The organism is Streptomyces sp. NPDC041784 (assembly GCF_055591025.1).
The window spans coordinates 121,410-147,813 of sequence record NZ_JBVJAB010000020.1; the positions used below are offsets into that span (position 1 = coordinate 121,410).

General features: G+C 74.1%; 23 protein-coding genes. 8 read left to right on the plus strand and 15 right to left on the minus strand.

Annotated features, from left to right (window positions below):
• Positions 1-12: 12 nt before the first annotated feature.
• Positions 13-597: a TetR/AcrR family transcriptional regulator gene (locus ACZ6D7_RS33855; RefSeq protein ID WP_469499338.1), complete on the plus strand. Its 585-nt coding sequence runs from the start codon at positions 13-15 to the stop codon at positions 595-597.
• Positions 598-611: 14 nt separating this feature from the next.
• Here ACZ6D7_RS33855 and ACZ6D7_RS33860 read toward each other — a convergent pair whose 3' ends face one another.
• The 15 genes from ACZ6D7_RS33860 to ispH form a co-directional block, all read right to left on the minus strand.
• Positions 612-1,676, minus strand: a complete 1,065-nt coding sequence (locus ACZ6D7_RS33860) for a maleylacetate reductase (protein WP_469499341.1) — start codon at positions 1,674-1,676, stop codon at positions 612-614.
• Positions 1,673-2,542, minus strand: coding sequence for an intradiol ring-cleavage dioxygenase (locus tag ACZ6D7_RS33865; protein ID WP_469499344.1), 870 nt, complete (start codon positions 2,540-2,542; stop codon positions 1,673-1,675). The genes ACZ6D7_RS33860 and ACZ6D7_RS33865 overlap by 4 nt, the downstream gene beginning before the upstream one ends.
• Before the next feature lie 187 nt (positions 2,543-2,729).
• Entirely contained in the window at positions 2,730-3,383 is a 654-nt protein-coding gene (locus ACZ6D7_RS33870) for a class I SAM-dependent methyltransferase (RefSeq protein WP_469499348.1), read from the minus strand.
• Entirely contained in the window at positions 3,380-4,828 is a 1,449-nt protein-coding gene (locus ACZ6D7_RS33875; protein WP_469499351.1) for an NAD(P)/FAD-dependent oxidoreductase, read from the minus strand. The genes ACZ6D7_RS33870 and ACZ6D7_RS33875 overlap by 4 nt, the downstream gene beginning before the upstream one ends.
• A 33-nt stretch (positions 4,829-4,861) precedes the next feature.
• Positions 4,862-5,797, minus strand: coding sequence for an alpha/beta hydrolase (locus ACZ6D7_RS33880; RefSeq protein WP_469499353.1), 936 nt, complete (start codon positions 5,795-5,797; stop codon positions 4,862-4,864).
• Between the two features lie 46 nt (positions 5,798-5,843).
• On the minus strand, positions 5,844-7,001 hold the full coding sequence (gene ispG / locus ACZ6D7_RS33885; protein ID WP_469499356.1) for a flavodoxin-dependent (E)-4-hydroxy-3-methylbut-2-enyl-diphosphate synthase: 1,158 nt from the start codon (positions 6,999-7,001) through the stop codon (positions 5,844-5,846).
• Positions 7,001-8,911 carry a 1-deoxy-D-xylulose-5-phosphate synthase gene (dxs, locus tag ACZ6D7_RS33890; RefSeq protein WP_469499359.1) on the minus strand — a complete coding sequence of 637 codons (1,911 nt, stop codon included), beginning with the start codon at positions 8,909-8,911 and terminating at the stop codon, positions 7,001-7,003. Before dxs ends, ispG begins: the two co-directional genes overlap by 1 nt.
• 2 nt (positions 8,912-8,913) lie before the next feature.
• Positions 8,914-9,360 carry a DUF6917 domain-containing protein gene (locus ACZ6D7_RS33895; RefSeq protein WP_469499362.1) on the minus strand — a complete coding sequence of 149 codons (447 nt, stop codon included), beginning with the start codon at positions 9,358-9,360 and terminating at the stop codon, positions 8,914-8,916.
• Positions 9,357-10,289: a Gfo/Idh/MocA family protein gene (locus ACZ6D7_RS33900; protein ID WP_469499365.1), complete on the minus strand. Its 933-nt coding sequence runs from the start codon at positions 10,287-10,289 to the stop codon at positions 9,357-9,359. The genes ACZ6D7_RS33895 and ACZ6D7_RS33900 overlap by 4 nt, the downstream gene beginning before the upstream one ends.
• On the minus strand, positions 10,286-11,452 hold the full coding sequence (locus ACZ6D7_RS33905; RefSeq protein WP_469499368.1) for an Ldh family oxidoreductase: 1,167 nt from the start codon (positions 11,450-11,452) through the stop codon (positions 10,286-10,288). The genes ACZ6D7_RS33900 and ACZ6D7_RS33905 overlap by 4 nt, the downstream gene beginning before the upstream one ends.
• Positions 11,449-12,750, minus strand: a complete 1,302-nt coding sequence (locus tag ACZ6D7_RS33910; protein WP_469499370.1) for a M20/M25/M40 family metallo-hydrolase — start codon at positions 12,748-12,750, stop codon at positions 11,449-11,451. Before ACZ6D7_RS33910 ends, ACZ6D7_RS33905 begins: the two co-directional genes overlap by 4 nt.
• A complete protein-coding gene (locus ACZ6D7_RS33915; RefSeq protein ID WP_469499373.1) occupies positions 12,747-13,664 on the minus strand; it encodes a sugar phosphate isomerase/epimerase family protein in 918 nt (305 codons plus the stop codon). The genes ACZ6D7_RS33910 and ACZ6D7_RS33915 overlap by 4 nt, the downstream gene beginning before the upstream one ends.
• Positions 13,654-14,706, minus strand: a complete 1,053-nt coding sequence (locus tag ACZ6D7_RS33920) for a Gfo/Idh/MocA family oxidoreductase (protein WP_469499376.1) — start codon at positions 14,704-14,706, stop codon at positions 13,654-13,656. The genes ACZ6D7_RS33915 and ACZ6D7_RS33920 overlap by 11 nt, the downstream gene beginning before the upstream one ends.
• A gap of 16 nt (positions 14,707-14,722) precedes the next feature.
• Positions 14,723-15,754 (minus strand): polyprenyl synthetase family protein, encoded by a 1,032-nt coding sequence (locus tag ACZ6D7_RS33925; RefSeq protein ID WP_469499379.1) that lies wholly within the window; start codon positions 15,752-15,754, stop codon positions 14,723-14,725.
• Positions 15,751-16,674 carry a 4-hydroxy-3-methylbut-2-enyl diphosphate reductase gene (ispH, locus tag ACZ6D7_RS33930; protein ID WP_469499382.1) on the minus strand — a complete coding sequence of 308 codons (924 nt, stop codon included), beginning with the start codon at positions 16,672-16,674 and terminating at the stop codon, positions 15,751-15,753. Before ispH ends, ACZ6D7_RS33925 begins: the two co-directional genes overlap by 4 nt.
• A gap of 410 nt (positions 16,675-17,084) precedes the next feature.
• Between ispH and ACZ6D7_RS33935 the strand changes: the two genes are divergently transcribed.
• The 7 genes from ACZ6D7_RS33935 to ACZ6D7_RS33965 all read left to right on the plus strand — a co-directional run bounded on the left by ACZ6D7_RS33935 (position 17,085) and on the right by ACZ6D7_RS33965 (position 26,171).
• Entirely contained in the window at positions 17,085-18,257 is a 1,173-nt protein-coding gene (locus tag ACZ6D7_RS33935; protein ID WP_469499385.1) for a DegT/DnrJ/EryC1/StrS family aminotransferase, read from the plus strand.
• A complete protein-coding gene (locus tag ACZ6D7_RS33940) occupies positions 18,254-19,372 on the plus strand; it encodes a DegT/DnrJ/EryC1/StrS family aminotransferase (RefSeq protein ID WP_469499388.1) in 1,119 nt (372 codons plus the stop codon). The genes ACZ6D7_RS33935 and ACZ6D7_RS33940 overlap by 4 nt, the downstream gene beginning before the upstream one ends.
• Before the next feature lie 29 nt (positions 19,373-19,401).
• Positions 19,402-20,217, plus strand: a complete 816-nt coding sequence (locus ACZ6D7_RS33945) for a class I SAM-dependent methyltransferase (protein ID WP_469499391.1) — start codon at positions 19,402-19,404, stop codon at positions 20,215-20,217.
• Entirely contained in the window at positions 20,214-21,170 is a 957-nt protein-coding gene (locus ACZ6D7_RS33950) for a UbiA family prenyltransferase (RefSeq protein WP_469499394.1), read from the plus strand. The genes ACZ6D7_RS33945 and ACZ6D7_RS33950 overlap by 4 nt, the downstream gene beginning before the upstream one ends.
• Positions 21,171-21,181: 11 nt before the next feature.
• Positions 21,182-22,483 carry a nucleotide sugar dehydrogenase gene (locus ACZ6D7_RS33955; RefSeq protein ID WP_469499397.1) on the plus strand — a complete coding sequence of 434 codons (1,302 nt, stop codon included), beginning with the start codon at positions 21,182-21,184 and terminating at the stop codon, positions 22,481-22,483.
• Positions 22,483-23,712 (plus strand): benzoate/H(+) symporter BenE family transporter, encoded by a 1,230-nt coding sequence (locus tag ACZ6D7_RS33960; RefSeq protein ID WP_469499400.1) that lies wholly within the window; start codon positions 22,483-22,485, stop codon positions 23,710-23,712. Before ACZ6D7_RS33955 ends, ACZ6D7_RS33960 begins: the two co-directional genes overlap by 1 nt.
• A 149-nt stretch (positions 23,713-23,861) precedes the next feature.
• The gene (locus tag ACZ6D7_RS33965; RefSeq protein ID WP_469499403.1) at positions 23,862-26,171 is read left to right on the plus strand and encodes an ATP-binding protein; all 2,310 of its coding nucleotides are present in this window, start codon (positions 23,862-23,864) and stop codon (positions 26,169-26,171) included.
• Positions 26,172-26,404 lie beyond the last annotated feature (233 nt).

Below are 26,404 nucleotides of genomic sequence, written 5' to 3' on the forward strand. Positions count from 1 at the left end.
GGGAGTGCCCGCGTGACCAGAACCAGCCCGCAGGCGCGCGAGCGGATCGTGGCCGGTGCGGCCGACATGATCAGCCGGCGCGGTCTGAGCGCCACGAGCATCCGGGAGATGGCCAAGCACGCCAAGGCGCCGCTGGGCTCGACGTACCACTACTTCCCCGAGGGCAAGCAGCAGCTGGCCACCGAGGCCGTGCGGTACGCGGGGGACACGGTCGCGCGGGTGCTGCGCGGGGCACTGGAAGCCGGGCCGGTCGCGGGGCTCACGGCGTTCCTGGAGCTGTGGCGGAAAATCGTCGTCGAGACCGATTTCCGGGCCGGCTGCCCGGTCCTGGCCGTGTCCATCGAGGAACCGCCGACCGACGAGGTCCCGCCCGCCGTGGCGGCGGCGGCCGAGACCTTCGCGACCTGGGAGAACCTGCTGGCCGCGTCGCTGCGGGAGCACGGCGTGCCGGCCGAGCGGGCGGCCCAGCTCGCGACGCTCGTCGTCGCGGCCGTGGAGGGCACGGTGGCGATGTGCCGCGCCGAGCGCGCCACCCGGCCCCTCGACCACACCGCCGCACAGCTGCGGGCGCTGATCACCGACGCGGTCGAGGGGTGAGATGGCCGTCGGGGTCACGTGCCCGGCCGGTCGCCCTCGTACGCCGCCCTCAGGACGTCCAGGACGTCGTCCGCGGTGACGTTCCTCGGGTTGGGGTACGGCGAGCCGGTCGCCTCGCGCGCCGCCGGCGCCAGGTCGGCCTCCCCGAGGCCGAGTTCGGCCAGGGTGCGCGGGGCTCCCAGCCGGCCGGCGAGGTCCCACAGGGCGTGCGGGACGTCGTCGGTGTCCAGGGCGCGGCCGAGCGCGGTCATGGCCCCGGGCACGGCGGGCGCGTTGAAGGCGAGGGCGTACGGCAGGACCACGGTGTGGGTCTCGGCGTGCGGCAGGCCGAAGGTGCCGCCGAGGACGTGGCACAGCTTGTGGTGCAGGCCCATGGTGGTGGCGCCGAGGGCGGTGCCGCAGAGCCAGGCTCCGTACAGGGCGCGGCCGCGGGCGTCCAGGTCGTGCGGGTCGGCGGCCAGGTCGGGCAGGGCGGCGGTCATGGCCCGGGCGCCCTCCTCGGCCGTCAGTGACGTCAGCGGTGTGGTGTCCGGCGCGTACAGGGCCTCGGCCGCGTGGGCCACGGCGTTGATGCCGCTGGTCACGGAGAGGGCCACCGGCAGGGACAGGGTGAGTTCGGGGTCGTAGACGACGCTGCGCGGGCGGACCGACGCATCGCGGCCGGTGCGCTTGGCGCCGTGCTCGGTCAGGCCCCAGACCGGGGTCATCTCGGAGCCGGAGTACGTCGAGGGCACGGCGATCAGCGGCAGGCCGGTGCGGAGCGCGATCACCTTGCCGAGGCCGACGGCGGAGCCGCCGCCGACCGCCACGCAGCCGTCGGCGCCCACCGCGCGCGCCACCGCCACGGCCCGGTCGGCGACCTCCGCGGGCACGTGCATCCGCGCCTCGGGGTGCAGCCCGGCGCAGGCGTCACCGAGGGCGTCGGCGACCGCCCGGGCGGTCTCGGCGCCACGCGGTCCGCTGACCACCAACAGGCGTCGCAGTCCCAGCCGTTCGGCCTCGCCGGGGGTCGCGGTGACCGAGGCGCCGGGCCCGAGGACGACGCGCACGGCAGGGCTCTCGTGCACGAACCCCCTCATGACCGGGCCGGCTCGAGGACGAGGTCGAAGCGCGCGTGACGGAAGGGGTTCGGGATGCCGAACTCCCGGGCCAGGGACGGGTCGTCGGTCTCGGCGAAGTTCTGGACGAGGCTCTCCTTGACCGCGAACACGGCGTCCGAGTCGAGGTGGTCGCTGCCGGCCACGAAGATGTGCGTGGTGACCGGCGTATGCCCGTCGGCCGAGGCGATGAAGTGGATGTGGGCCGGACGGTAGGGGTGCCGGCCCGTGGCCCGCAGCAGGTCCCCGACGGGACCGTCCGTGGGGATGGGGTACGGGCTCGGCACACAGGTGCGGAACCAGAAGCGGCCCTCGTCGTCCGTCGTGAACAGCCCGCGCCCGTTGCCCGCCGGCTGGACGTCCGGCTGCTGGACGTCGTAGTAGCCCCGCGCGTTCGCCTGCCAGACGTCGAGGACCGCGCCTGGCAGCGGGGTGCCGTCCCGGGACAGCACCCGTCCGCTGACGACGCACGGCTCGCCGCCGCCGACCAGGTCGAGGTCGGCGCCGAGCGCGCGGACCGGTGACTCGGTCATGTGGAAGGGGCCGAGCACCGTCGACTCGGTCACGTCCCCGTGCCCGTGGCTGTTGATCGTCTCGACGAGCATGGAGACCCCGAGCACGTCCGACAGGAGGACGAACTCCTGCCGGGTGTCCGAGCACATTCGCCCGGTCGCCGTGAGAAAGCCGACGGCACGCTCCCACTCCGCCACGGTCGGCTCCGTCTCGCGGACGAAGGCGTGCAGATGACGGGTGAGGGCGGTGAGCAGCTCGCGCAACCGGGGGTCGGCCGTGCCCCGGAGGCTGTCGACGACGGCCTCGGTGAGGTGGGTGGTGGATTCGGTGGTCACGTCGGGAAGTCCTTCCCGCCGGGCATGCCCGAGAATCCGGCGCACCGCCTCGGTCGGCGACCGCTCGGCGTCCTCCCTGCCGCGAGCCGCGCGCGTGACCGGGCCGAGCCGGCCCCGGCCCGGGCCGGGGCGGGGCGGGGCGGGCCGGGGCGGGCCGCGTCCCGCCCGGGCCGGGGCCGGGCCCCGCCTACCGCCCCGGTGCCTCACCCACCGTGACGTACACCCAGCCGCCGTACCGGGTCAGCGTGCGGTGGCGGGCGGCGCCCTCCTGGACCGGCTCCCACGGGTGGCGCAGGACCATGCTGGTGTCGCCGCCGAACGGGGCGATCATCGGGCCCAGTGCGGGGATCAGCCGCTGCGGCCACCAGCGCGGCAGCCGGTAGTCCAGCACCACCCAGCGCCCGCCGGGGCCGAGCGCCTCGTAGCCGCGCTCGACGACCTTGGCGTACTCGCCGATGAGGGTCAGGGAGAAGCAGGCGATGATCCCGCGCACGTCCTCCGGGTACTGGTACGTCGTCAGATCGGCCTGCACCAGGGAGACCTGGGAGAGCCCGGCCCGCCGTACCCGGTCCTCCGCCTGTTCCAGCATGGCGTCGGTGAGGTCCACGCCGATCACCCGGCCGGTCGGTCCCACCGCCTCGGCGAGCAGCGGGAGGTTGTGGCCGGTGCCGCAGCCGGCGTCGACGACCGTGTCGCCGGGGCGCAGGGCGAGCTGTTCCAGGGCCAGGTGCTTGTAGGCCATGGTGCGCTGGCCGATGAGGTAGAGACGGTTGGAGGTGACGTCGTACCGCTTGGCCCGCTTGCGGTAGACCTCCACCATGCGCTGGGACTCGGTGGTCATGGGCGTTCCTCGGGGAGGCGGGCCCCTCCGGCGCGGCCGGGGGGCGAGGTGGTCGGGGACGTCGCGTTCCTCGGGCCGCGCAGCACGGAGGCCAGCACCCTCGGCCGGAGCACGACCTGGGGCGGGGCCAGCAGATGGGTCATGTCGAACAGGGCCGTGGCCACGGTCCGGTCGGTGGTCGCCACCTTCAGCAGCCGGTCGGTGTAGCGCTTGCCGAGCCGTGCGGCGAGCGGCAGCGGGCCGTCGGCGGCCCCCGGGTACGCCAGGTCGGCGTTGCCCGACAGCATCCACGCGGCGTCCACGCAGCGGGCGATCCGCTTGCGCAGCGGGCCCGTGAGACCGGCCGGGATCCGGCCGGTGCCGCGGGTCCCGGCCCGTTCCAGGGCCCGGCGCAGCACGAGGGCGCTCATCCCGGCGACGGAGATGCCCTGTCCGTAGGCCGGGTTGAAGGCGCCGACGGCGTCGCCGAGGACGAGGAAGCGGTCGGGCCAGCGGGTCAGCCGTTCGTAGTGGCGCCGGCGGTTCTCCGTGCGGCCCGATCCGTACACCTCGCCCAGGGGTTTCGCGTCGCGGATCGCGTCGTACAGGACGGTGCTGCGCAGGCGTTTGGCGAAGTCGACGAAGCCCGCGTGGTCGAGGGGCGGCCGTTCGCCGCCGAGGCCGGCCACGGAGACCATCCAGCGGTCGTTCTCGATGGGGTTGAGGATGCCGGAGCGGGGCTCCTCGGGGGTGGACTGGAGCAGCACGCACTTCCAGTCGGCGGTGTGGCCGGGCGGGGGTTCGAAGACGCAGGTGGCGTAGGCGCAGCCGGCGTCCACGACGGTCTCCTCGGGGGCCTGGTAGCCGAGGCTCTGGAGCCAGGCCGGGGCGCGCGAGCCGCGGCCGGTGGCGTCCACGACGAGGTCGGCCTCCAGCTCGTACGGCTCTCCCCAGCCGGTGCGCGCCGAGGGGTCCCGGTCCCGCAGCAGCACACCGCGGACCGTGTCGCCCCCTCCGGCGACGAGTCCGACCGCCTCCGTCTCCTCGCGGAACTCCACGGTGGCCAGTCGGCGCAGCCGGCGGCGGACGGCCCAGTCGAGCAGGTCGCGCGAGCCGGACAGGACCACGTGCCGGCTGTCGAAGCGGTCCACCCAGCCGCCCGCCACCAGGAGCAGCATGTCCTGCGGCATCCGGACCTCGACCATGCCCAGGTCGCGCAGTTCGCCGAGCAGGCCGGGCAGGAGCAGGTCGAGGGAGCGCTGGCCGGCGCCCAGCAGGTTGTGGGTGTGGCGGGCCTGGGGCACGCCGCGCCGCCAGCGCGGCTCGTCGGGGTAGCGGTCGCGCTCCACGAGCGTGACCCGGTCCACGTGCGGGGCCAGCGCGGCCGCCGCGCAGAGTCCGGCGAGGCTGCCGCCCAGCACCACGGCGTGGCTGCCGCCGTGCGGGCGGGCGCCGAGGTCGGTCATGTCCTGCCCCTTTCTCTCACTCGGGTGCTCGGGTCACTCATGGGCCGGGCCTCGGCGGGCGAGCCACTCGTGGGCGGCGGCGTACCAGCTCGGCGCGGTGCGGTGGACGTTGAGGGAGTGGGCGGCGTCCGGCACGACGAACGCCTCCAGGTCGCTGGTGCCGGTGTAGAACTTCCGCTCGTAGGCGACGACGGACGCGGCGTCCTCGGTCGAGACGTCGCCGCCGCCGAAGAGCCGGTCCTCGCGGCCGACCACGAGCAGGACGGGCACCCGGACCTCGGCGGCCACCTCCGGCTGGTAGATGGCCTCCAGGGTGAAGCCCTCCCCGGCGGTCACGGTCGACTTGGTGTCCTCGTGGTAGGCGGACAGGCCGGGGTCCATGCCGGCCGGGTGCTCGTACAGGGCGGCGCGGCGGCCGGGCAGGGTGGTCAGGTAGTTCTCCGGCGGCTGCGAGGGGGCGAGAAGCTCGTCCGCGGCGGCCGGGTAGAGCGCCGGTATCGCCTCCGGGTAGAGCGGGCCGAGGGCGTGCAGCAGGCCGGTGACGACCAGGGCGTCCAGATCGCGGTGGCGGGCCGCCTCGATCAGCGCGATGCCGGAGCCGAGGGAGTGCCCGACGGCGACCACGTGGCGGAAAGCAGGGAGGCCGGGCGCGCCCCGGCGCAGGGCGGTCACCACCTGGTGCACGGCCTCGACGTTGCTCTCCACCGTGACCTGTTCGGCGGGCGGGTGCTCGCTCGCGCCGGTGCCGGGGCGGTCGAGGGCGAGGACGGCGTAGCCCTCGCCGACCGCGTGCCGGGTGTAGTCGAGGGCTCCGGGTGCGGTCCAGTAGCGGCGGTCGTAGGTGAGCCCCGGCAGCAGGAGCTGCACCGTGTCGGGCGGGTCACCGGCCGGGAGGAAGAGTTCCGCGCCGAGCCGCCAGGTGGTGCCGGGGGCGTGCGGAGGGGTCACGTCGAAGCTGACGGAGCTCATACGAATTGCGCCCTTCTGCTGTGCTGGGTTGGCTGCCGTGGCGGTGTCAGAGGACGGTGACGTCCGGTGCTCCGGACGGGGTGCCGTCGTCCTGCATCTGCTCGGCGATCTTCATGGCCTCCTCGATGAGGGTCTCGACGATCTTGGACTCGGGGACGGTCTTGATGACCTCGCCCTTGACGAAGATCTGGCCCTTGCCGTTGCCGGAGGCGACGCCGAGGTCGGCCTCGCGGGCCTCGCCGGGGCCGTTGACGACGCAGCCCATGACGGCGACGCGCAGCGGCACCTCCATGCCGTCGAGCCCGGCCAGGACCTGGTCGGCGAGCTTGTACACATCGACCTGGGCACGGCCGCAGGAGGGGCAGGAGACGATCTCGAGGCGGCGCTGGCGCAGGTTCAGCGACTCCAGGATCTGGATGCCGACCTTGACCTCCTCGACGGGCGGGGCCGACAGGGAGACCCGGATGGTGTCGCCGATGCCCTCGGCGAGCAGCGCGCCGAACGCGACCGCCGACTTGATGGTGCCCTGGAAGACGGGTCCGGCCTCCGTCACGCCCAGGTGGAGGGGGTAGTCGCACCGGGCGGCGAGCTGCCGGTAGGCGTCGACCATGACGACGGGGTCGTTGTGCTTGACCGAGATCTTGATGTCCCGGAAGCCGTGCTCCTCGAACAGCGAGCACTCCCACAGGGCCGACTCCACCAGCGCCTCGGGGGTGGCCTTGCCGTACTTCTTCAGCAGCCGCTGGTCGAGGGAGCCGGCGTTGACGCCGATCCGGATGGGGACGCCCGCGTCGGCGGCGGCCTTCGCGATCTCCTTGACCTTGTCGTCGAAGCGTTTGATGTTGCCGGGGTTGACCCGGACGGCCGCGCAGCCGGCGTCGATGGCGGCGAACACGTACTTGGGCTGGAAGTGGATGTCGGCGATCACCGGGATCTTCGACTTCCTCGCGATCTGCGGCAGGGCGTCGGCGTCGTCCTGGGAGGGGCAGGCGACGCGGACGATCTGGCAGCCGGACGCGGTGAGCTGCGCGATCTGCTGGAGCGTCGCGTCCACGTCGGCGGTGAGGGTCGTGGTCATGGACTGCACGGACACCGGGGCGTCGCCGCCGACCGCCACGGAGCCCACCCGGATCTGCCGCGTCGGGCGGCGGGGGGCGAGCCGGGCGGGCACGGCAGGCATCCCGAGTGCGACGGACGTGCTCATCACACCGCTCCCTTCAGTGGGGGCCGTCCGGTGGCCTCGGCCACCGCTTCCGCGACCTGTTCGGCGATCCGGTCGCTCGACAGACCGCACTCCCGGAGCAGTTCGGCGCGGGAGGCGTGTTCCAGGAACCCGGTGGGCACCCCGAGCGTGCGCAGTTCGCGGGGGACGGCGCGGGCCTCCCGCAGCGCCGCCGCCAGGGTCTCGCCGACACCGCCGGCGCGCAGGCCGTCCTCGGCCGTGACCACGACGTCGAACCGTGCGGCCAGGTCCACCAGCGCCCGGGGGACGGGCTTCACCCAGCCGGGGTCGACGACCGTGCAGCCGATGCCCTGTTCGGCGAGGTCCCGGGCGGCGGCCGCACAGGGGCCGCCGAGGGCGCCGACCGCGACGAGCAGGACGTCCTCGCCGGAGCGGGCCAGCACGTCGACGGACGTGGTCCCCTCCGGCCCGGCGATCCGTTCGAGCGCGGGCAGGTCGGACGGCAGGGAGCCCTTGGGGTAGCGCAGCAGGGTCGGGCCGTCCTCGGTGCCGAGCGCCTCGTCGAGCTGGCGGCGCAGGGTGGCCCGGTCCCGGGGGGCGGCGATCCGCAGGCCCGGGACGGCCTGGAGCGCGGCCAGGTCCCAGATCCCGTTGTGGGAGGCCCCGTCGTCGCCGGTGATCCCGGCCCGGTCGAGGACGAAGGTCACCGGCAGCCGGTGCAGGGCCACGTCCATGAGGACCTGGTCGAACGCCCGGTTCAGGAAGGTCGCGTAGACGCACACGACCGGGTGCAGACCGCCCATGGCCATGCCGGCGGCGCAGGTCACCGCGTGCTGCTCGGCGATGCCGACGTCCACCACCCGTGCGGGCAGGGCGCGTTGCAGGGGGAGCAGACCGGCGGGCTCCAGCATGGCGGCGGTCAGCGCGACGACGTCGGGCCGCCGCTCGGCCTGGGTGAGGAGTTCCTCGCCGAAGGCCGCCGTCCAGGTGGGCCCGCCGGCCTTCGGCTGTCCGGGGGCGGGGGCGGCGCGTACGGCGTGGAAGCGGTCCCGGGTGTCCTCCTCGGCGGGCGCGTAGCCGCGGCCCTTCTCGGTGATGCAGTGCACCACCACCGAGCCGCCGAAGGCGCGGGCGCGACGCAGCGCCGCCTCGACGGCCTCGCGGTCGTGGCCGTCGACGGGCCCGAGGTACTTCAGGCCGAGGTCCTCGTAGAGCGCCTGCGGGGTGAGGAAGTCCTTGAGTCCCTTCTTCGCCCCGTGCAGGGCGCGGTAGACGGTGCCGCCGACGGCGGGCACGCCCTGGAGGGTGTACTTGGCGCGCTCCAGGAACTCCTCGTAGCCGCGCGAGGTCCGCAGCGCCGCGAGGTGCTGGGCGAGTCCGCCGACGGTCGGGGCGTAGGAGCGGGCGTTGTCGTTGATGACGACGACCAGCGGACGGCCGGGCGCGGCCGCGATGTTGTTGACGGCCTCCCAGGACATGCCGCCGGTGAGCGCGCCGTCGCCGATCACGGCGACCACATGGCCCGGGTCGCCGCGCGACTGGCGGGCGTGGGCGAGGCCGTCGGCGTAGGACAGGGCGGTGGAGGCGTGTGAGTTCTCCACCAGGTCGTGCTCGGACTCGGCCCGGCAGGGGTAGCCGGACATGCCGCCGCGGGTGCGCAGCGTGGCGAAGTCGGCGGCCCGGCCGGTGAGCAGCTTGTGCACGTACGCCTGGTGGCCGGTGTCCCAGACCAGGCTGTCGCGCGGGGAGTCGAAGACGCGGTGCAGGGCGATGGTCAGCTCGACCACCCCCAGGTTGGGGCCGAGGTGACCGCCGTTGCGGGTCACCCGTTCGATGAGCAGGTCCCTGATCTCGTCGGCGAGCCGGTCGAGGTCGAGGGGGTCGAGGCCGCGCAGGTCGGCCGGAGACTTGATGCGTTCCAGCAGTTCCAAGGTCAGCTCCTCGTTGCCACGGGCCGGTCCGCGCGGACGTCGGCCGCGACCTGCCGGAAGGACACCGGCGTCTCCGGACGCAGGTCCAGGTCGGGGCCCGTCACCAGGGTGTCGACGGCGATCAGCACGTTGTAGTGGTTGGGGAAGTGGCAGGCGTCGAAGCCGAGCACGGTGCCCGCGAGCCGGCCGTCGACCCACACCTCGTCGCCCCGGTCGATCACCCCGGCGCCCTGGATCTCGGCGAAGCCGAGGAAGCCGACCCGGTCGATGCGGGTGCCGGGCGGGCTGCCGGCCTGGTCGGTGGTGACCAGCTCGTGCACCTCGCCGCCGCGTACGCAGCGGCTGGTGAACTCCTCCAGCCGCATGCCCCGGTCGTCGCGGCGGTGGGTCAGCACCTTCACGACCGAGGCGTGCACGGCGCGTTTGGCGCCGTCCTCGCGCGGGTTCACCGGAGCGCTCCTTCCGCGCGGTAGACGGCGTCGACGAGTTCGAGGGCGGCGAGTCCGTCGTAGGAGGCGTCCTGTCCGGCGCGCAGCCGGGCGTCGAAGTCGGTGAGCACGCCGACGTACTCGTGCCAGAGCGAGCCCTTGAACTCGGGGTGTCCGGCGAGCATGTCGGCGAACAGCCGGGTGCCGTCGGCGAGTTCGACGCTGACGTCCTTGACCTCGCCGTCGTAGGACCAGTCGAGTTCGACCCGGGCGGTGACGCCGAGCACCGAGCGCAGGGCGATCGTGGCCCGGCGGTCGGTGCCCTGCTCGTCGCGGACGACGTCGGACGCGGTCGGCTCGACGTCGCCGAGGAACAGCCGTACCAGGTCGAAGGCGTTGGGGCCGTTGTCGGCCACGCAGCCGCCGCCGCAGCGGTCGGCGTCGAGGTACCAGCGGTCGCTGCCCGCGTGGTCCTCGATGCGTTCGAGATAGCGGACGGTGACGGAACGCACGGGGGCGTCGGCCGCCGAGACCTCCTCCAGCAGGCGCAGGACGGCGGAGTTGTAGCGGCGGTGGAAGGAGGTGAAGAGGGTGACGTTCTTCTCCCGGGCCAGGGCGGCGAGGGCACGGCCGTGCTCGACCCGGGTGGCGAGCGGCTTCTCGACGCAGACCGCGACCCCGGCCGCGAGGGCGTCGCCGCACACCGTGGCGTGCGCGTCGTTGGGGACGTTCACGACGACCGCGTCCACGGCGGCGTCGGCCAGCAGGTCGGCGTGGCCGGTGTAGCACTTGGCGGTGTCGTGGAACGGCTCCAGGGCGGCGGGCCGCAGATCGCACACGGCGGCGAGGTCCACGCCGGGCAGCCGGTCGAAGGCGGCGACGTAGAACTTCGAGATCACGCCGAGTCCGATGAGGCCGATCCGGGTCCGCCGCTCCGTGGGGCGGGTCATCGGGCACCCGCCTCGGGGCGGGCGTCCGGTGTGGGCGCCGTGAGCGGTTCGGGGAAGGTGAGGCCGCGTTCGGCGGCCAGGGCGGTCAGTTCGGCGTGGCGTTCGGCGGACAGCGGGACGCCGTGTTCGCGGCGGTGCGCGGCGGTGAGTTCCTCGGGGCGGCCGGGGTAGCTGACCGGGCGGGCGGGGTCGAGGGGCGGGCAGTCGAGGAGCGCGCCGAAGAGTCCGTCGGCCTCGGTGCGGAAGTCCGGTCCGGGGCGCAGGGCGCCGGGGGCCAGGACGAGGGCGGTGAGGCCGATGTCGTCGTCGCGCCCGGTGGGCCGTCCGTCGCCGGTCAGGGCCTCCGGGGCGGGTCCGAGTCCGGCGCCGGGCACCAGCGCGGCCAGCACCTCGACCATCAGGCCGAGTCCGTAGCCCTTGAAGGCGCCGGTGGCGGGGTCGCCGCCGAGCCAGCGCAGGAAGCCCTCGCCGGTGTCCAGGGCCGCGGGGTCGGTCACCGGGCGGCCCTCGGCGTCCTCCAGCCAGCCTTCCGGTATCGGCTGCCCGGCGCGGGCGGCGGCGCGCACCTTGCCGGTCGGCACCACGGTGGTGCTCATGTCGAGGACGTACGGTGGCCGGTCGCCGGCGGGCGCGGCGACGCTGAACGGGTTGGTGCCGAGCATCGCGGCGCGGCCGCCCGGCGGGCGGGCGATGCGCTGACGGCCGCAGTTGGAGGCGAGGAGCGCGACCATGCCGCGCCGGGCGATCCGGGCCGTGTGGTATCCGGCGCAGCCGAAATGGGTGGCGTCGCGCATGGTCACCAGGGCGACGCCGGTGTCCTGCGCGCGGTCGGCGGCCAGTTCCAGCGCCTCGGTCGCCGCCCACAGTCCGAGGGAGCGGCGACCGTCGAGGAGGACGGCGGCACCGGTGTCGGTGATCTTCTCCGGCTCCGCGCCGGCGTCGATGCGGCCCTCGTCGAGGGCGGGCAGGTACAGCCGGGTGAGGTTGGCGAGGCCGTGCGAGGCGAAGCCGGTGAGGTCGCCGTGGACCAGCGCCTCGGCGGCGGTGCGGGCCCGCGCCTCGGGCACCCCCCGGTCGGCGAAGGCCTCGGCGGTGAAGGCCACGAGGGCGTCGTGGGAGACGCTCACCCCGTCGTGCGGCGGGGCGTCGGTCGACTGGGTCACTGTCGTTTTCCTCCCGTGGCGGCGTGGTGCCGGGCGGCGAAGCGGACGAGGATCCCGCTGACCGCCCCGGCGAAGGCTTCGAGATCGGACAGGTCGGCGAACTCACCTGCCGCGTGCGCGTGGTTGCGGCCGAGGTCGCCGGGGCCGAGGACGGCGGTGTAGGCGCCGGGCAGGCCCGCCGTCCACAGCGCGTCGCAGGTGAAGGCGGGCTCGTCGGCGGGCCACCGGGTCAGCCCGCCGCCCCGCTCCAGCAGGTCGACGGCCCAGGGGTCGTCCGCGGGCGCCAGCGCGGGCAGGCCGCGCTTGTGCCACTCGACGCGGGTGATCGCTTCGGCGTCCGCGGCGGTGCGGGCCAGGTCCCGGTGGCCGGCGTAGGCGGCGGTGAACTCCCGCAGCCCCTCGGCGACCTCGCGTTCCAGGTGGCCGGCCAGGGCCTGGCCGGCGGCGGAGTCGGGGTAGGAGCAGTTGAGCAGCAGCCGGCCGGTGCCGTACACCCGGTTGTGGAGGTGCCCGGTATGCAGGCCGGCGACGCACACCTGGCCGCCGCCCGCCCGCTCCGGGAGCCGGGCGGCGAGCCGCTGGGCGAGGTGGCCGAGCAGGACGGTGGCGTTGTGCCCGGCGGCGGGGCGGTCGTCGATGGCGTCGTCGCCGTCGACCCGGACGCAGGCGGTCATCGCGGCGGTGGAGCGCGGCAGCAGCCGCATCCCGGTGGGCTCGCAGAACAGGTTGAGCCGGCCGAAGTAGCCGCGGCGGATCAGCGGGCGGGTGCCGAAGACGCCCATGGCACCGCCCTCCTCGCCGGACACCGCCTGGACGAGTACGCGGGTGCCGTCGGCCAGTCCGGGGGCGGCGTCGAGCGCCGCGCGCACCCCGGCGAGCAGGGCGACGGCGGGGCCCTTGGCGTCGATCGCGCCGCGCCCGGTGAACCGCTCCCCGTCGAACCCGACCGGTTCGAGGCCGGCGACGGTGTCGAGGTGCACGTTGAACATCACGGTGTCCGCCTGCGGCAGCTCGGGGCCGAGCGCCAGCACCAGGGAGGGCTGTACGGCGAGGAAGGCGGGGTCGTCCGCGACGGCCCGGCGTACGGCGAGCGGCACCTGGTCGTCCGTCAGCTCGGCCGGGTCGGCGGCGGCGTGGTGGACGACGTCGAAGCCCAGCCGGCGCGCGGCGTCGGCGTAGGCCCGCTGGGCGTCCCGGAGGCGGGGCTCGCCCTCGCCCTCCAGGGGGCCGGCGGTGGGCAGTTCCAGCAGGTGGAGCAGCAGCTCCCGTTCCAGGGAACTCAGTCGGGCACCCGTCATGGCGTGGCCTCCCCGGTCAGGCCGGCGGCCAGGGTCTCCAGGGCGCGCCCGTAGCGGACGAACTCGGCGACGCCGTCCCGGCCGGCGTCGGTGCGGCCCTCGTGGGGGCGGACCGCCCGGTGCGGTTCGATGGACCAGGTGCCGGTCCAGCCGCGGTCGAGCAGCAGCCGCAGACAGTCGGCGACCCGGCAGCTTCCCTCGCCGGGCAGGGTGTAGACCGCCTCGCCGGCCTCGGCGCGGGCGTCCTTGATCTGGACGTGGTCCACCCACGCGACGAGTTCGGTGAGCAGGTCGTAGGCCTCGTAGCCGTACGCCACCCCGTTGCCGGTGTCGAACACCAGCCGCAGTGCCGGGCTGTCGACCTCCGCCAGCAGGCGCAGCGCGCGGGCCGCGTCGGCGCCCGCCCAGCCGGCGCAGTTCTCGTGCAGCAGGACCAGCCCGGCGTCCTCGGCCTGCCGGGCGAGGCGCCTGATCCGGTCGATGGTCCGGCGGGCCCACTCCGGTTCGTCGAGCGGGGTGTCGGGGTCGTTCGGGTAGGACATCACGCGGATGTGGCGGGTGCCGAGCGCGGCGCACCGCGGGGCCAGCCGCTCCAGTTCGGCGCGGTCCAGCTCGAAGTCACCGGTCACGGGGCGGGCCCAGTTGGCGATGCGGGAGTCCACGCACACGACGTCGAGGCGTGCCTCGCGCAGGGTGTCGGCCACCCGGTCGAAGGCGGCGTCGTCGAGGTCGGCGAGGGCGGTGCCGTCGATGTCGCGCAGTTCCACGGCGGACCAGCCCAGCAGTTGGTGGGCCCGGACCTGACCGGCGAGGCCGGGGGCGGCCTCGTCGCCGATGCCGGCGAAGCGGATGCCGGGCGGTGGCCGCAGCCGGGACGTGCCGGTGGCGGACCGCGCCGCGGTGTCACCCCGCATGGGTCACCCGCCGTCCCGTCGGCCCGGCGGACGGGAGGGCGTCCGCCGGGCCGGGCCGCCGGCTCGCCTCCTTGGCGTCGGCGAGCAGCTCCACCACGCGGGAGGCGAGGCGCAGCTGGGGCTCCAGGTCGGTGCCGTCGCGCAGGGCGCGGTAGGTGTCGAGGAAGTACGCGGACAGTGCCTCGTCGGGGAACACCTCCCAGGTCTCGGGCCGGCCGGTGCGGCTGAACCGCAGCTGGGCGTAGTGGTCGTCCTCGGAGCCCGGGTAGTGGGCGACCGCCCGGCCGTCGGTGAACTCCAGCTGGACGCGGCGCTCGCGGATCGGGGCGGTGAGGTCGGAGACGATCCGGCTGGTGGCCTCCTGGTGGCGCAGGACGAGTTCGGCGCGGCCCATGCCGGGGACGACGGTGTCGCCGATCCGCATGTCGGCCAGTTCGGCGCCGGCCAGGACGGCGTCCCCGGCGAGCCGCAGACAGACGCCGAGGGAGTGCGGGGGTTCGACGTCGAAGGCGGTGGGGTGACCGCCGTCGGCCAGGGTGCGGCTCATGCGCGGCTTGCTCTGCGTCACGTCGATGGAGCGCAGCGCGCCGAGGTCGCCGTCCGCGACGAGGCGGTCGAGCCGTGCGGTGAGCGAGCTGGCCAGCCAGGGGGCGACGACGGCCAGGCGCAGCCGTTCGGTGCGGGCGAGGCCGAGGATGTCGTGGACGGCTCGGCGCTCGACCGCCAGCGGCTTCTCGACGATGATCCGGCGGAACCCGGCGGCGGCCAGTTCGCGCAGCAGGCCGAGGCGGGCGACGGGCGGGGTGCACAGGTGGACGACGGTCCGCTCGGGGTCCAGCAGGGTGCGGGCCTGGGCGACCGAGGAGACGGGACGCAGCCCCTCGGCCCGCGGGGGTGCCGCGGGGGCGAGCGGGTCGAGGGTCAGGACGGGGGCCGGGTCGAAGAGGTCGGTGTGCCCCCCGGCGGCACGCAGTCTGCGCAGGACCGCCCAGTGCAGTCCGAGGCCCGCGCGCCCGAGCCCGATGATCAGTGTCCGCTCCATGCCGGTACGGCTCCTCTCAGCGGTCCCGGTACGCCACACGTGTGGTGAGGTCCATCAGCTCGGTGCGCCGGCCGGGCACCAGGGGCGCGTCGGCCACGGCCCGGCGGGCCTGGTCGACGAGGTGCGCGATGCGCTGTTCGACCTGGTCGGCGACGCCGGTCTCGACGAGCAGTTCGCGCATCCTGGCCGCGCCCCGGGGTCCCGCGGGTGCGGCGGCGAGTTCCCTGATCCGCTCGTCGCGCTGTACGGCGAGGCTGAGCAGGTAGCTCATCTTGAACCGGTCGAGATCGAGACCGGTGGGCTTGCCGGTGTCCTCGGAGTCGCCGAAGGCGTCGATGAGGTCGTCCCGGAGCTGGAACGCCTCGCCCAGCGGCAGCCCGTACCCCTCGAAGACGCCGGCCAGGTCGGGCCGGCCGGCGAGGGCGGCGCCGAGCTGGAGGGGGCGGTGGATGGTGTAGTGGCCGGACTTGCAGACGGCGATCCAGCGGGAGAGTTCCGGGTCGGCCACGCCCTCGGCGGCGACGGCGATGTCGAGGTACTGGCCGACGGTGACCTCGACGCGGGTCTCGTCCCAGACCGCCCGTGCCTCGGCGGGCAGGGCGCGGGTGAGCCGGTCGGCGTAGATGTGCGCGAGGTCGGCGGCGAGGTTGGCGACGCCTTCCCCGTAGCGGCGGGGCTCGCCCCGCAGCAGGCGCGCCCGGTGGTCCTTGGCGTGCCGTTCGTGGGCGGTGACGGCGCCGCGGCGCAGCGGGGAGTCGTCGAGGACGTCGTCGCGCAACAGGGCGAAGCTGTGCAGGAGTTCGAGGGCGGCGGCCGCGTCGACGGCCCGCGGGTCGTCGGGGTCGCCGCCGGCGGCGAGGTGGCCGAGGAGGCAGAAGCGGGGGCGCAGCAGCTTGCCCTTGGCGGTGGTGATGGCGGTGACGGTGTCGACGAACGCGGCGCAGCGCGGGTCGACGTCCGTCCAGCGCGCGCTCTCCTCGGTGAGGACGGAGTGGATGCGCCGCTGGACGGCGTCCAGGGACCGGGTGAGGACGTCGTCGTCGCTCATGCCGTGCCTTTCAGTTGGGAAGGCAGCCCGAACACGATGTCCTCGGTGGCGGTCCGTTCGACCTCGACCGTGGAGTAGCCCAGTGCGGCGAGCCGGCGCAGCAGGCCGTCGACGAGGGTGCCGGGGGCGCTGGCGCCGGCGCTGACACCGACCGAGTCCACTCCGGCGAGCCAGCTCTCGTCGAGGTCGTCCGGGCTGGGGACCAGGTGGGCCGGGGTGCCGGCGTCGCGGGCGACCTCCACCATGCGGACGGAGTTGCTGGAGTTGGTGGAGCCGACGACGAGCACCAGACCGGTGCGGGCGGCGACGGCCTTGACCGCGTTCTGGCGGTTCTGGCTGGCGTAGCAGATGTCGTCGCTGCCGGGGCCGCGCAGATCGTCGAACCGCTCCTCCATCGCCTCGATGATCTCCCTGGTCTCGTCCAGGGCGAGGGTGGTCTGGGTGAGGTAGGCGACCGGTGCGTCGCGCGGCAGGTCCAGGGCGTGCACCTCGTCGACGGTGCCGACGATCAGGGTGCGTTCGGGTGCCTCGCCGTAGGTGCCCTCGACCTCCTCGTGCTCGGCGTGGCCGATGAGCAGGATCGTGCGGCGGTCCTCGGCGAACCGCCGGGACTCCTGGTGCACCTTGGAGACGAGGGGGCAGGTGGCGTCGATCACCTGGAGTGCGCGGTCGGCGGCGCCCTTGCGCACGGCGGGCGAGACACCGTGGGCGGAGAAGACACAGATCGCGCCGACCGGCACCTCGTCCTCGGAGTCCACGAAGCGCGCGCCGCGGGTCTCGAGGTCGCGCACCACGTGTTCGTTGTGGACGATCTGCTTGCGTACGTAGACGGGAGGGCCGAAGCGTTCCAGTGCGGCCTCGACGATGTCGATGGCCCGTTGCACACCGGCGCAGAAACTGCGGGGCTCGGCAAGAACCACGGTTTTTCCGTGGGACACCACCGATTTTTCCGGGCTTGTGGAATTGTCCAGCGATTTCAAAGAGAGCACATCCTCTGTCACCCGCTCATCGGACACAGACACATGTGGTGCGGCGACGCGACGGCGCTCCGAAAAAGCTGCGGTGGGGCGGGTTGTCGTGTCAAGCACCGGGCCCCCGCGGCCCGTCGGCAGGGCTGCGGGCCGGCCTCTGCCGACCCTGTCCGACCTGCTGGTTCACCGCTGTCACGATCCGGCATGACTGATACTTGCCAGGTCCCCGCACACGGTGCTGACAAGGGTTTGCCATTGCCGCCGGGAAAACGAGCGGCTTAGCTTCGCACATCCATATCTCCGCCCGGTACACGGAGGATTACCGCGTGATCTCCCCTACCCGGAGCACCGATCGAACCATGGAGCCGGAAACCGAACACCCGGTTCCGTTCTTCACTCAGGCCGGCACCTTCACCGACTGCTGGCCTGACATCAATCGCCATCTCAACGAGATGTTCGACCGTGGTAAGTACTCCCACGGCCGCCAGGTCGCCGAACTCGAAAAGGCGCTCGCCGAATACACCGGGGCACGGCATGTGGTGGCGGTGAACAGCGGCACGGACGCGCTCGTCCTGCTGCTGCGCGCCTGCGGCGTCGGCCCCGGCGACGAGGTCGTCGTGCCCGCCTTCACCTTCGTCGCCTCGGCCTCCTCGGTGGCGCTGGCCCGCGCCACGCCGGTGTTCGCCGACATCGACCCGGAGACCTACTCGCTGGACCCGGCGTCCGTCGAGGCGGCCCTCACCCCGCGCACCAAGGCGATCATGCCGGTGCATCTGTTCTGGCAGCTCGCGGACATGGGGGCGCTCGGCGCCCTGGCCGAGCGGCACGGGCTGAAGGTGGTGGAGGACAGCGCGGAGGCGATCGGCATGCGCCGCGCCGGCGTCCACGCCGGGCTGCTGGGCGACGGCGGCGTGCTGTCGTTCTTCCCCACCAAGACCCTGGGCGCGCTGGGCGACGCGGGGGCGGTCCTGACCGACGACCCGGAGATCGCCGAGCGGGTGGCGATCCTGCGCCACCACGGCCGGATGGGCCGCACGGTGGACCACATCGCCGGTATCTCCAACCTCTCCGGGGCCTCGGGCACCAACAGCAAGATGGACGACATCCAGGCGTCCGTGCTGCTCGGCAAACTGCCCCGGCTGAACGCCGCGATCGCGCGGCGGGCGGAGCTGGCGACGGCGTACACCGAGCTGCTGAGCGACGTGCCGGGCGTCCTGCGGCTGCCCACGGTGGCCGAACGGGACGTACCGGCGGACCCGGTGTTCTACGTGTACGTGATCGAGGTGGAGCGGCGGGACGCCCTGGTGGAGCACCTCACCCGGGCGGGCATCGGCACCGAGGTGTACTACCCGACCCCGCTGCACCTCCAGCCCTGCTTCGCCGAACTCGGCCACCGCCGGGGCGACTTCCCGCACGCGGAGGCCGCCTGCGAGCGCACCGTCGCGCTCCCCTTCCACCCCGATCTCGGCCTCGACGACGTGCACCGGGTGTGCGAGGCCGTCCGCCGCTTCTACACGGGGGCCGCATCATGAGGACTCTGCCCTTCTTTCCCCCCGATCTCTTCGAGGAGGACCGCGAGGCACTGCTCACGGCCGTGCACGAGCTGGGCACGGGCCCCGGCCAGCGGTTCATCCTCGGTGAGCGCACCGCCGAACTGGAGGAGGCGCTGCGCGAGGAGACGGGCGCCGAACATGTCGTCGCGTGCGCCAGCGGCACCGGGGCGCTGGAGCTGTCCGTACGGGCGCTGGACATCGGTCCGGGCGACGAGGTGATCGTGCCGGCCTTCTGCTGCCAGCCGGTGGCCAGTTCGGTGGCGAACGCGGGCGCCACCCCGGTCTTCGCGGACGTCGACCCGTGGACCATGGTGCTGGACCCCGACGCCACGAAGTCGCTGATCACCGAGCGCACCAAGGCGGTGATGCCGGCCCATGTCTTCTCGATCATGGCGGACATGGAGCGGCTGGGGGCGATCGCCCGCGAGCACGGGGTCGCGCTGATCGAGGACGCGGCGGTCGCCCAGGGCGCCGTCCTGGACGGCCGTCCCGCCGGCCGCTGGGGCGATGTCGGGGTGTTCTCGTTCTTCCAGGTCAAGGCGTTCGGCACGGCGGGCGAGGGCGGGGTGGTCCTCACCGACGACCCCGAACTGGCCCGCGCCGCCCGGATGCTGCGCAACCACGGGCAGGACGGTGTGCACCGCTTCCTGCACCACCGGATCGGCCAGAACAACCGCTTCGACGAGGTGCTCGCCGCCTTCCAGCTGCACCGGCTGCCCGGCTTCCCGGACCGGCTGGAGCGCCGCGCGCGGATCGCCGACTACTACACCGAGCGTTTCGAGCCGCTGCGCGAGCGCGGGGTGCTCGCCCCGCCGGCCGGACGCAACGGCCGCTGCTACTACGTCTATTCGCTGCTCGTCGACCGGCGCGAGGATCTGCGGTCCTATCTGACGGAGCGCCAGATCGGCAGCCACATCTACTACCCCGTGCCGCTGCCCCGGCAGCCCGCCTTCGCGCCATGGGCCGCGCCGGACGGCAGCTGGCCGAACGCCGAGCGGGCCTCCGCCCGCAATCTGGCCATCCCGATCTGGCCCCACCTGACGGACGCCGAGGTGGAGTTCATCGCCGACACCGTCTGCGAGTTCTACGCATGAGCACGCGAGAACAGTCCAGGGAGACCCTCATGACGAGCGCGCCGGCACAGCAGGAGTACGTCTTCGACCCGGTCTGGGAGAAGGAGACCGAGCGGCTGCGGACCAACGAGGCGATCTGGGACCCGGGCACGCTGGAGCGGCTGGCCGCGCTGGGCGTGGGGCCCGGCTGGAACTGCCTGGAGATCGGGGCGGGTTCGGGTTCCGTGGCGCGCTGGCTCGCCGACCGGGTGGGCCCGTCCGGCCGGGTCCTGGCCACCGACCTCCAGACCGAGCGGCTGGGCGCGCTCGCCGAGCTGGAGCAGGTGGACGTCGTACGGCACGATCTGCGGGAGGAGGAGCTGCCCCGGGCGGCCTTCGACCTCGTGCACTCCCGGATGGTGCTCCAGCACCTGCCCGACCGGCCCGCCGCCGTGGCCCGGATGGTGCGCGCGCTGCGGCCGGGCGGGGTGCTGTTCCTGGAGGACACCGACTCCTCCACGCTCTTCCGTTCCTTCCTGTCGGAGGACTTCCTCCAGGACGTACGGGCCGCCGGGTACGGGCTGATGCGCGAGTCGGGCCACGATCCGCGCGGCGGTCACGTCGATCTCCAGCTGGTCCTGGCCGCCGGTCTGGAGGCGAGCGCGGAGGGCCGGGCGGTGATGGTGCGCGGCGGCTCGGACCAGGCCCGGCACTACATGCTGTGGCTGGAGTTCATGCGGCCGCGCATCGTGGCCGCCGGGCTCCTGGACGACGCCCGGATCGACGCGGCCCTGGCCGAGATGGCCGACCCGGCCCACCACTGGCTGAGCCAGGTGCTGATCAGCACGGTCGGCCGCAGGGCGGGCGGGACGGAGCCGGGGCGATGACGGCGACGACCTCCGCGCCGCCGCGCCCGGGCGTACGGGAACGGGCGGGCGCGTACGCGAAGCTGGCCAAGCTCTCCTTCTTCGACTACTACCTGTGCGTCCTCGTCGTCCTGGCGCTGCTGCCCACCGCCGCCTGGCAGGAGCCGCGCACCTGGTGGGTGCTGGTGCTGTTCGACGCGGGCTGGGTGGGCATCGTGGCGGCCACGGTCGCGTTGGACGACGTCACCGGACTGCGGGACGGCAGCGACGCCCGCAACTACGACCCGTCGCAGGTGCTGCGGGCCCGGGACCGCAAGCCGCTGCTCGACGGCCGGCTCACGCTGGGGCAGGCGCTGCGCTTCGGCTGGGCCTGTGCCGCCGGGGGCAGCGCCCTGTGGGCGCTCACCGCGCTGGTCGCCCCGCACCGGCCGTGGTGGGCGCTGGTGGCCGCGGGCTTCTCGGTGGTCATCAGCGTGCAGTACTCCTACGGCCTCAAGCTCAGCTACCGGGGCGGCCAGGAGGCGGTCATCTGGCTGAGCACCGGGCTGTGCGTGCTGGTCCCCTTCGCCCTGCTGAACGGGGAGATGACCGGCGCGGCCTGGCTGGAGTGCTTCCTGTTCGGGCTGTGGAGCCTGATGGTCTCGGTCTACTCCAACATCAACGACGTGGACGGCGACCGGGCGGCCGGCCGCCGCAACCTGGCCACGAGCGTCTCCCCGGGCGTCTACCGGGGCTTCATCGCCGGGCTCTCGCTCGCCGAGACCGGCGCGATCGTCCTCGCCGCGGCGGCCGGCGCGGTGCCGTGGTGGTTCTGCGCGTTCCTGCTGCCCGTGGTCGGGATGCGCGCCCGGCAGGCGCACGCCGGGCTCGTCGCGGGTGAGGTGCTGTCGGCCCGCAAGCAAGGCGTCACCATCCACCGCTGGGGCGTCGTCCTCCTGATCGCGGCGAACCTGGTCCTCGTGCACAACGGCTGAAAGGGCACACCATGTCCCAATCGATGAACGGCGACGCCCCGCGGCGCACGGGCCGTCGAGTGGCGGTGGTCGGCCAGGGGTATGTGGGTCTTCCCCTGGCCGTACGGGCGGTGGAGGCGGGCCACACGGTCGTGGGCTACGACGTGGACGCGGCCCGGATCTCCCGGCTGCGGTCGGGCGACTCCTACGTGGAGGACGTGGACGAGCGGCGGCTGGCCAAGGCGCTGGAGTCGGGGGCCTACCACCCCACGACCGACGCCGGGGCGCTCGCCGGCTTCGAGGTGGCCGTGGTCACCGTGCCCACTCCGCTGCTGGACGACGTCCCCGATCTGACCTGCATCGAGGAGGCGGCGCTGACGCTGGCCGGGCATCTGCGGCCGGGCGCGCTGGTGGTGCTGGAGTCCACGACCTACCCGGGCACCACCGAGGACGTGTTCGGGGCGCTGCTGGAGAAGGAGAGCGGGCTGCACCCCGGGACCGACTTCCACCTCGGCTACAGCCCCGAGCGCATCGACCCCGGCAACCAGCGCTGGACCCTGGAGACCACGCCCAAGATCGTCTCGGGGGTGGACGCCGAATCCCTGCGCCAGGTGTCGGAGTTCTACGGCACGGTGGTGGAGCGGACCGTGCCAGTGCGCGACCCGAAGACCGCCGAGCTGGCCAAGCTGCTGGAGAACACCTACCGGCACGTCAACATCGCGCTGGTCAACGAGATGGCGGTGATCGCGCGCGAACTCGGTGTCGACGCCTGGGACGCGATCGACGCGGCCTCCTCCAAGCCATTCGGCTTCATGCCGTTCACGCCGGGCCCGGGGGTGGGCGGCCACTGCCTGCCGGTCGACCCGCGCTATCTGTCCTGGCGGGTGGAGCGCCAGCTGGGCCGCCGGTTCCGGTTCGTCGACCTCGCCAACGACGTCAACAGCCAGATGCCGCACTACGTGGTGCAGCGGCTGGTCGAGGCGCTCAACCAGCTCCAGCGTCCGGCGAACGGCTCGCGGGTGCTGCTGCTGGGGCTGGCGTACAAGCGCAACAGCGGTGACGCCCGGGAGTCGCCGGCGCTGCGGGTCGCGGAGCTGCTGCTGCGCACCGGTGCGCAGGTCCACGCGGTCGACCCGCACGTGCGGGAGACCGCGCCGCTGGACTCCCGGGTGCGCCGGGTGGAGCTGACCGAGGAGGAGGTGGCCGCGGCGGACGCGGTGGTGCTGCTCACCGATCACGACGACTTCGACTACGACGTGGTGCTGCGCGGGGCGCGGCACGTCCTGGACTGCCGGCGGCGGCTGCGGCCGGCCGCCAACGTCGAGATCCTCTGATGGCGGAGGTCCTCGGCGGCCGCGCGCGACGGGTGTGGCGGGACGCGTCCCTGTCCGCCGTCGTCGCCGGGGCCGTCGCGGTCGTGGTCTCCTTCGCGGGGCCGCTGACCATCGTCGTGCAGGCCGCGCACGCCGGCGGTCTGGACGAGGCCCGGCTCTCGTCGTGGATCTGGGCGGTCGCCGTGGGCAGCGGTGTGACCGGGCTCGTGCTGAGCCTGCGCTACCGGGTGCCGGTCGTGGCGGCCTGGTCGACCCCGGGCGCTGCGCTGCTGGTCACCCAGCTGGACGGGATGCCGTACGCGGCGGCGGTCGGGGCGTATCTGGCCGCCGCCGCGCTCACCGTGCTGGTGGGGGTGACGGGCTGGTTCGACGCGCTGATGCGGCGGATCCCGGCCGCCGTCGTCTCCGCCGTGCTGGCCGGGATCCTGCTGCGGTTCGGCCTGGAGGCCGTCCGGGCGCTGGAGGACGCTCCCGCGGTGGCCGGGGTGATGCTGGCCGGGTACGTCCTCCTCCAGCGGGTGGCACCCCGGTACGCCATCGCGGCGCCGCTCGCCGCGGCCGTCGCGGTGGCGGCTGTCACGGGCACGCTGTCCCTGGGCGGTACGCACCTGTCCCTGGCCACCCCGGTGTTCACCGCGCCCGCGTGGCCGGGCGAGGCGCTGGTGAGCCTGACGCTGCCGCTGTTCCTGGTCACCATGTCGGCGCAGAACGCGCCGGGGGTGGGGGCGCTCAGGGAGGCGGGGTACACGGTGCCCTCGGGGCCGCTGGTGCGGGACACGGGCGTGGCGTCCGCGGTCTTCGCGCCGTTCGGGGCGCACGCGCTGAACCTCGGCGCGATCACCGCGGCGATCTGCGCGGGTCCGGACGCGCACGAGGACCGCGACCGCCGGTATGTGGCCGGTTTGAGCTGCGGGGTGCTGTACATCGCGGTCGGTCTGTTCGGGACGACCGTCGCCGGGCTGTTCGCGGCGCTGCCGCCGGCCCTGATCTCGGCGGCCGCGGGGGTCGCCCTGCTGGGGGCCCTCGGCGGGAGTCTGTCGGGGGCGTTCACCGAGGCACGCGACCGTACCGCCGCGCTCGTCGCGTTTCTCACCACCGCCTCCGGTCTCACCCTGCTCGGACTCGGGGCGGCCTTCTGGGGTCTGGTCTTCGGGATGGTCTGCCGGATGGTACTGAGGCAGACAAAGCACGAAACGAATTCGACCAAGGAACGCGTGCGGCGCGAATAAGCCAATCAATTCGGCTCGGAAGTGCCCCGAGGACTGTTGGCCGTATGCTTTGCCTTGCAGTTCACGCAAGGTAACGGACGGGGGATTATCGTGCCGAGCACCAGAATTCAATCACCTCGACGCAAAAAATCCACGATCGGGATATTCCAGTGACGGCCGGGGCGCTCGGCTCCGGCAGACTCTGCCCGCAACTGATCATCGACACGCCGTCCCGGGCACCCAGCCACCGCACCACGCTGGTGGGACGCGACCTCGAGGTCCTCACCCTCTCCGCCCAGCTCGGCCGGGAGGAGCACCGGCTGATCACCCTGACCGGCCCCGGCGGCGTCGGCAAGAGCCGGCTGGCCTGCGCGGCCGTGGCCGACGTCCCGATCGCCCGGGTCGCCTATCTCGACCTGCACGAGACCGTCGGCGGTCACGGCCTCGCCGAGACCCTGGCCGCGCGGCTGCCCGACGAGCCGAGTCTGCTGGTCCTCGACGGCTTCGAGCAGGCCGCCGCCGCCACCGCCGCCGCCGTCGACACGCTGCTGGGCCGGTTTCCCCGGCTGCGCATCCTCACCACCAGCCGCCGGCCGCTGCGCCTGTACGGGGAGCGGCTCTTCCCCGTGCTCCCGCTGCCCACCCCGACCCCGCCGTACCGGCAGGACGTCCTCGAACTCCAGGACCACGCCGCGGTGGAGCTGTTCGTCGACCGGGCCCGGGCGATCGACCCGTCGTTCGCGCTGACCGCGCAGAACGCCCAGGCGGTGGCGGAGATCTGCACCCGGATGGACGGGCTGCCGCTGGCGATCGAGCTGGTCACCGAGAAGCTGCGGCTCTTCCGGGTGGACAGCCTGCTGACCCGGCTGCGCGAGGGCCGGCCGGTGCTCGGCGGCGACCATGCCGCGCGCTCGCCGCTGCACCGCAGCGTCGGCTCGATCACCGAGCACAGTTTCCGGCTGCTCGACGAGGAGCAGCGCGCGCTGCTCACCCGGCTCTCGGTCTTCACCGGCAGCATGAACCTCACCACCGTCGAGCAGTTCTGGGACCTGCCCACGCACCGGACGGAACAGGTGGTGGAGGCGCTGGTCGGCAGCCATCTGCTGCGGGTGACGCCGGGCAGCGGGGAGCCGCGGTTCACGATGTTCAACACCGTCCGCGAGTTCTGCCTGGAGCGGCTGGCGGCGACGGGTGAGCTGCCGGACGCCCGGCGCCGGCACGCGGAGCACTTCCTGTCGCTGGCCCTCCAAGCGGAGGACCGTCTGACGGGTCCGCAGCAGGCGCAGTGGCTCCAGCGGCTGGCCCCGCTGCACGAGGACCTGCTGGCCGCGCTGACCCATCTGGAGGCGAGCGGGCGCCGGACGGACGCGGCGCGTGCCGCCCTCGCGCTGCAGCGCTTCTGGCTGGTGCGCGGTCATCTCGCCCTCGGCGAGCAGTGGCTGGCGAAGGCGTCGACCGCGTTCCTGGCCGCCCCGGGGCAGGGGGCGCTGACCGCGCGGGCCGAGGCGGCACGCGGCCAGCTGGCGCTGGCCTGCGGCAACGCACGGCTGGCGGCGGACTGCTTCCGGCACGCGGCCCGTGCCTTCCACGAGCAGGGCGACACCGTCCACGAGCGGGCCGCGCTGGCCCGGCTCGCGGTCACCCACCGGCCCGCGGGACCCTCGGCGGTGCGCAAGGCCGCGGTGCAGCTGCTGCACGCGGCGGCCGGTGAGGGGGCCACGGTCGAGGCGGCGAACGCCGCGCTGGCGCTGGCCAGCGGCAGCCGGCTGATCGACGCCAAGCTCGCCGCCGATCTGCTGGAAACGGCGAACGCGCTGTTCATGCGGGCCCGGGACGTCCGGGGCGAGGGGCTGGTGCTGGCCCTGCGTGGCGCGCTGGCCGACTCGCGGGGCGACCATGCACTGGCGGAGCGCCTGCTGTGGGAGAGCCTGCACCGGCTGCGGGCCGTCGGGGAGCACACCATGCTGCCGACCGTCCTGGAGAGCCACGCGCTGCACGTGTGGCACCGGCTGCCGCACCAGGGGCACCGGGTGGCCCGGCTGCTCGCGGCCGCGGCCGCGCTCCGGGAGGCGACCGGGGCCCATCCGCTGCTGGTCGCCGGCGACGCGGCGGGCGCGCTGAGCGACGCGCGCCGGCTGCTGTCCGGGCCCGAGTACGAGGCGGCCCGGCGGGAGGGACGGGTGCTCTCCGCCGACGCCGCCGCGGGCGAGGCGCTGGCCGTCGGCCCACCCGCGCCCGAGCCCGCGTCGGCGGTGTCCCGCCCGGTGCAGCTCACGGCCCGCCAGTACGAGGTGGCCATGCTGGTCAGCCAGGGGCTGACGAACCGCCAGATCTCGCAGCAGCTACGGCTCTCGGAGTGGACCGTGGTCAACCACGTCCGCCAGGTCATGCGCCGTCTGGACGTGCCCTCCCGCATCCACGTGGCGCAGTGGGTCCTGAACCGCCAACGACGCAACGGCCTGGGCACCGCGGCGGAGTGACCGACCTCGGGCCGCCGTTCACCTCACGCGGCGCCCACCCGACGGACGCCCCGACCCCGAGGCGCCTTGCCGGGGCGCCCAGCACGCCCCTGGGGGACCCTCCCCGGCATCACGGAACCACGCACACCGCGCGGGGGGGGGGGGGGGGGGGGGGGGGGGGGGGGGGGGGGGGGGGGGGGGGGAGGCCGGCGCCCCGGGTGCCGCCCCCCCACCCGGCACAGACAGCAAAAGGG

What these genes read in the sequence shown, in the direction of transcription:
- ACZ6D7_RS33940 (WP_469499388.1), top strand. Translation starts at nt 18,254, where the DNA reads ATGAGGACTCTGCCCTTCTTTCCCCCCGATCTCTTCGAGGAGGACCGC.
- ACZ6D7_RS33870 (WP_469499348.1), bottom strand. Translation starts at nt 3,383, where the DNA reads ATGACCACCGAGTCCCAGCGCATGGTGGAGGTCTACCGCAAGCGGGCC.
- ispG (WP_469499356.1), bottom strand. Translation starts at nt 7,001, where the DNA reads ATGAGCACGTCCGTCGCACTCGGGATGCCTGCCGTGCCCGCCCGGCTC.
- ACZ6D7_RS33910 (WP_469499370.1), bottom strand. Translation starts at nt 12,750, where the DNA reads ATGACGGGTGCCCGACTGAGTTCCCTGGAACGGGAGCTGCTGCTCCAC.
- ACZ6D7_RS33915 (WP_469499373.1), bottom strand. Translation starts at nt 13,664, where the DNA reads ATGCGGGGTGACACCGCGGCGCGGTCCGCCACCGGCACGTCCCGGCTG.
- ACZ6D7_RS33955 (WP_469499397.1), top strand. Translation starts at nt 21,182, where the DNA reads ATGTCCCAATCGATGAACGGCGACGCCCCGCGGCGCACGGGCCGTCGA.
- ACZ6D7_RS33935 (WP_469499385.1), top strand. Translation starts at nt 17,085, where the DNA reads ATGGAGCCGGAAACCGAACACCCGGTTCCGTTCTTCACTCAGGCCGGC.
- ACZ6D7_RS33945 (WP_469499391.1), top strand. Translation starts at nt 19,402, where the DNA reads ATGACGAGCGCGCCGGCACAGCAGGAGTACGTCTTCGACCCGGTCTGG.
- ACZ6D7_RS33920 (WP_469499376.1), bottom strand. Translation starts at nt 14,706, where the DNA reads ATGGAGCGGACACTGATCATCGGGCTCGGGCGCGCGGGCCTCGGACTG.
- ACZ6D7_RS33960 (WP_469499400.1), top strand. Translation starts at nt 22,483, where the DNA reads ATGGCGGAGGTCCTCGGCGGCCGCGCGCGACGGGTGTGGCGGGACGCG.
- ACZ6D7_RS33950 (WP_469499394.1), top strand. Translation starts at nt 20,214, where the DNA reads ATGACGGCGACGACCTCCGCGCCGCCGCGCCCGGGCGTACGGGAACGG.
- ACZ6D7_RS33880 (WP_469499353.1), bottom strand. Translation starts at nt 5,797, where the DNA reads ATGAGCTCCGTCAGCTTCGACGTGACCCCTCCGCACGCCCCCGGCACC.
- ACZ6D7_RS33875 (WP_469499351.1), bottom strand. Translation starts at nt 4,828, where the DNA reads ATGACCGACCTCGGCGCCCGCCCGCACGGCGGCAGCCACGCCGTGGTG.
- ACZ6D7_RS33860 (WP_469499341.1), bottom strand. Translation starts at nt 1,676, where the DNA reads ATGAGGGGGTTCGTGCACGAGAGCCCTGCCGTGCGCGTCGTCCTCGGG.
- ACZ6D7_RS33900 (WP_469499365.1), bottom strand. Translation starts at nt 10,289, where the DNA reads ATGACCCGCCCCACGGAGCGGCGGACCCGGATCGGCCTCATCGGACTC.
- ACZ6D7_RS33925 (WP_469499379.1), bottom strand. Translation starts at nt 15,754, where the DNA reads ATGAGCGACGACGACGTCCTCACCCGGTCCCTGGACGCCGTCCAGCGG.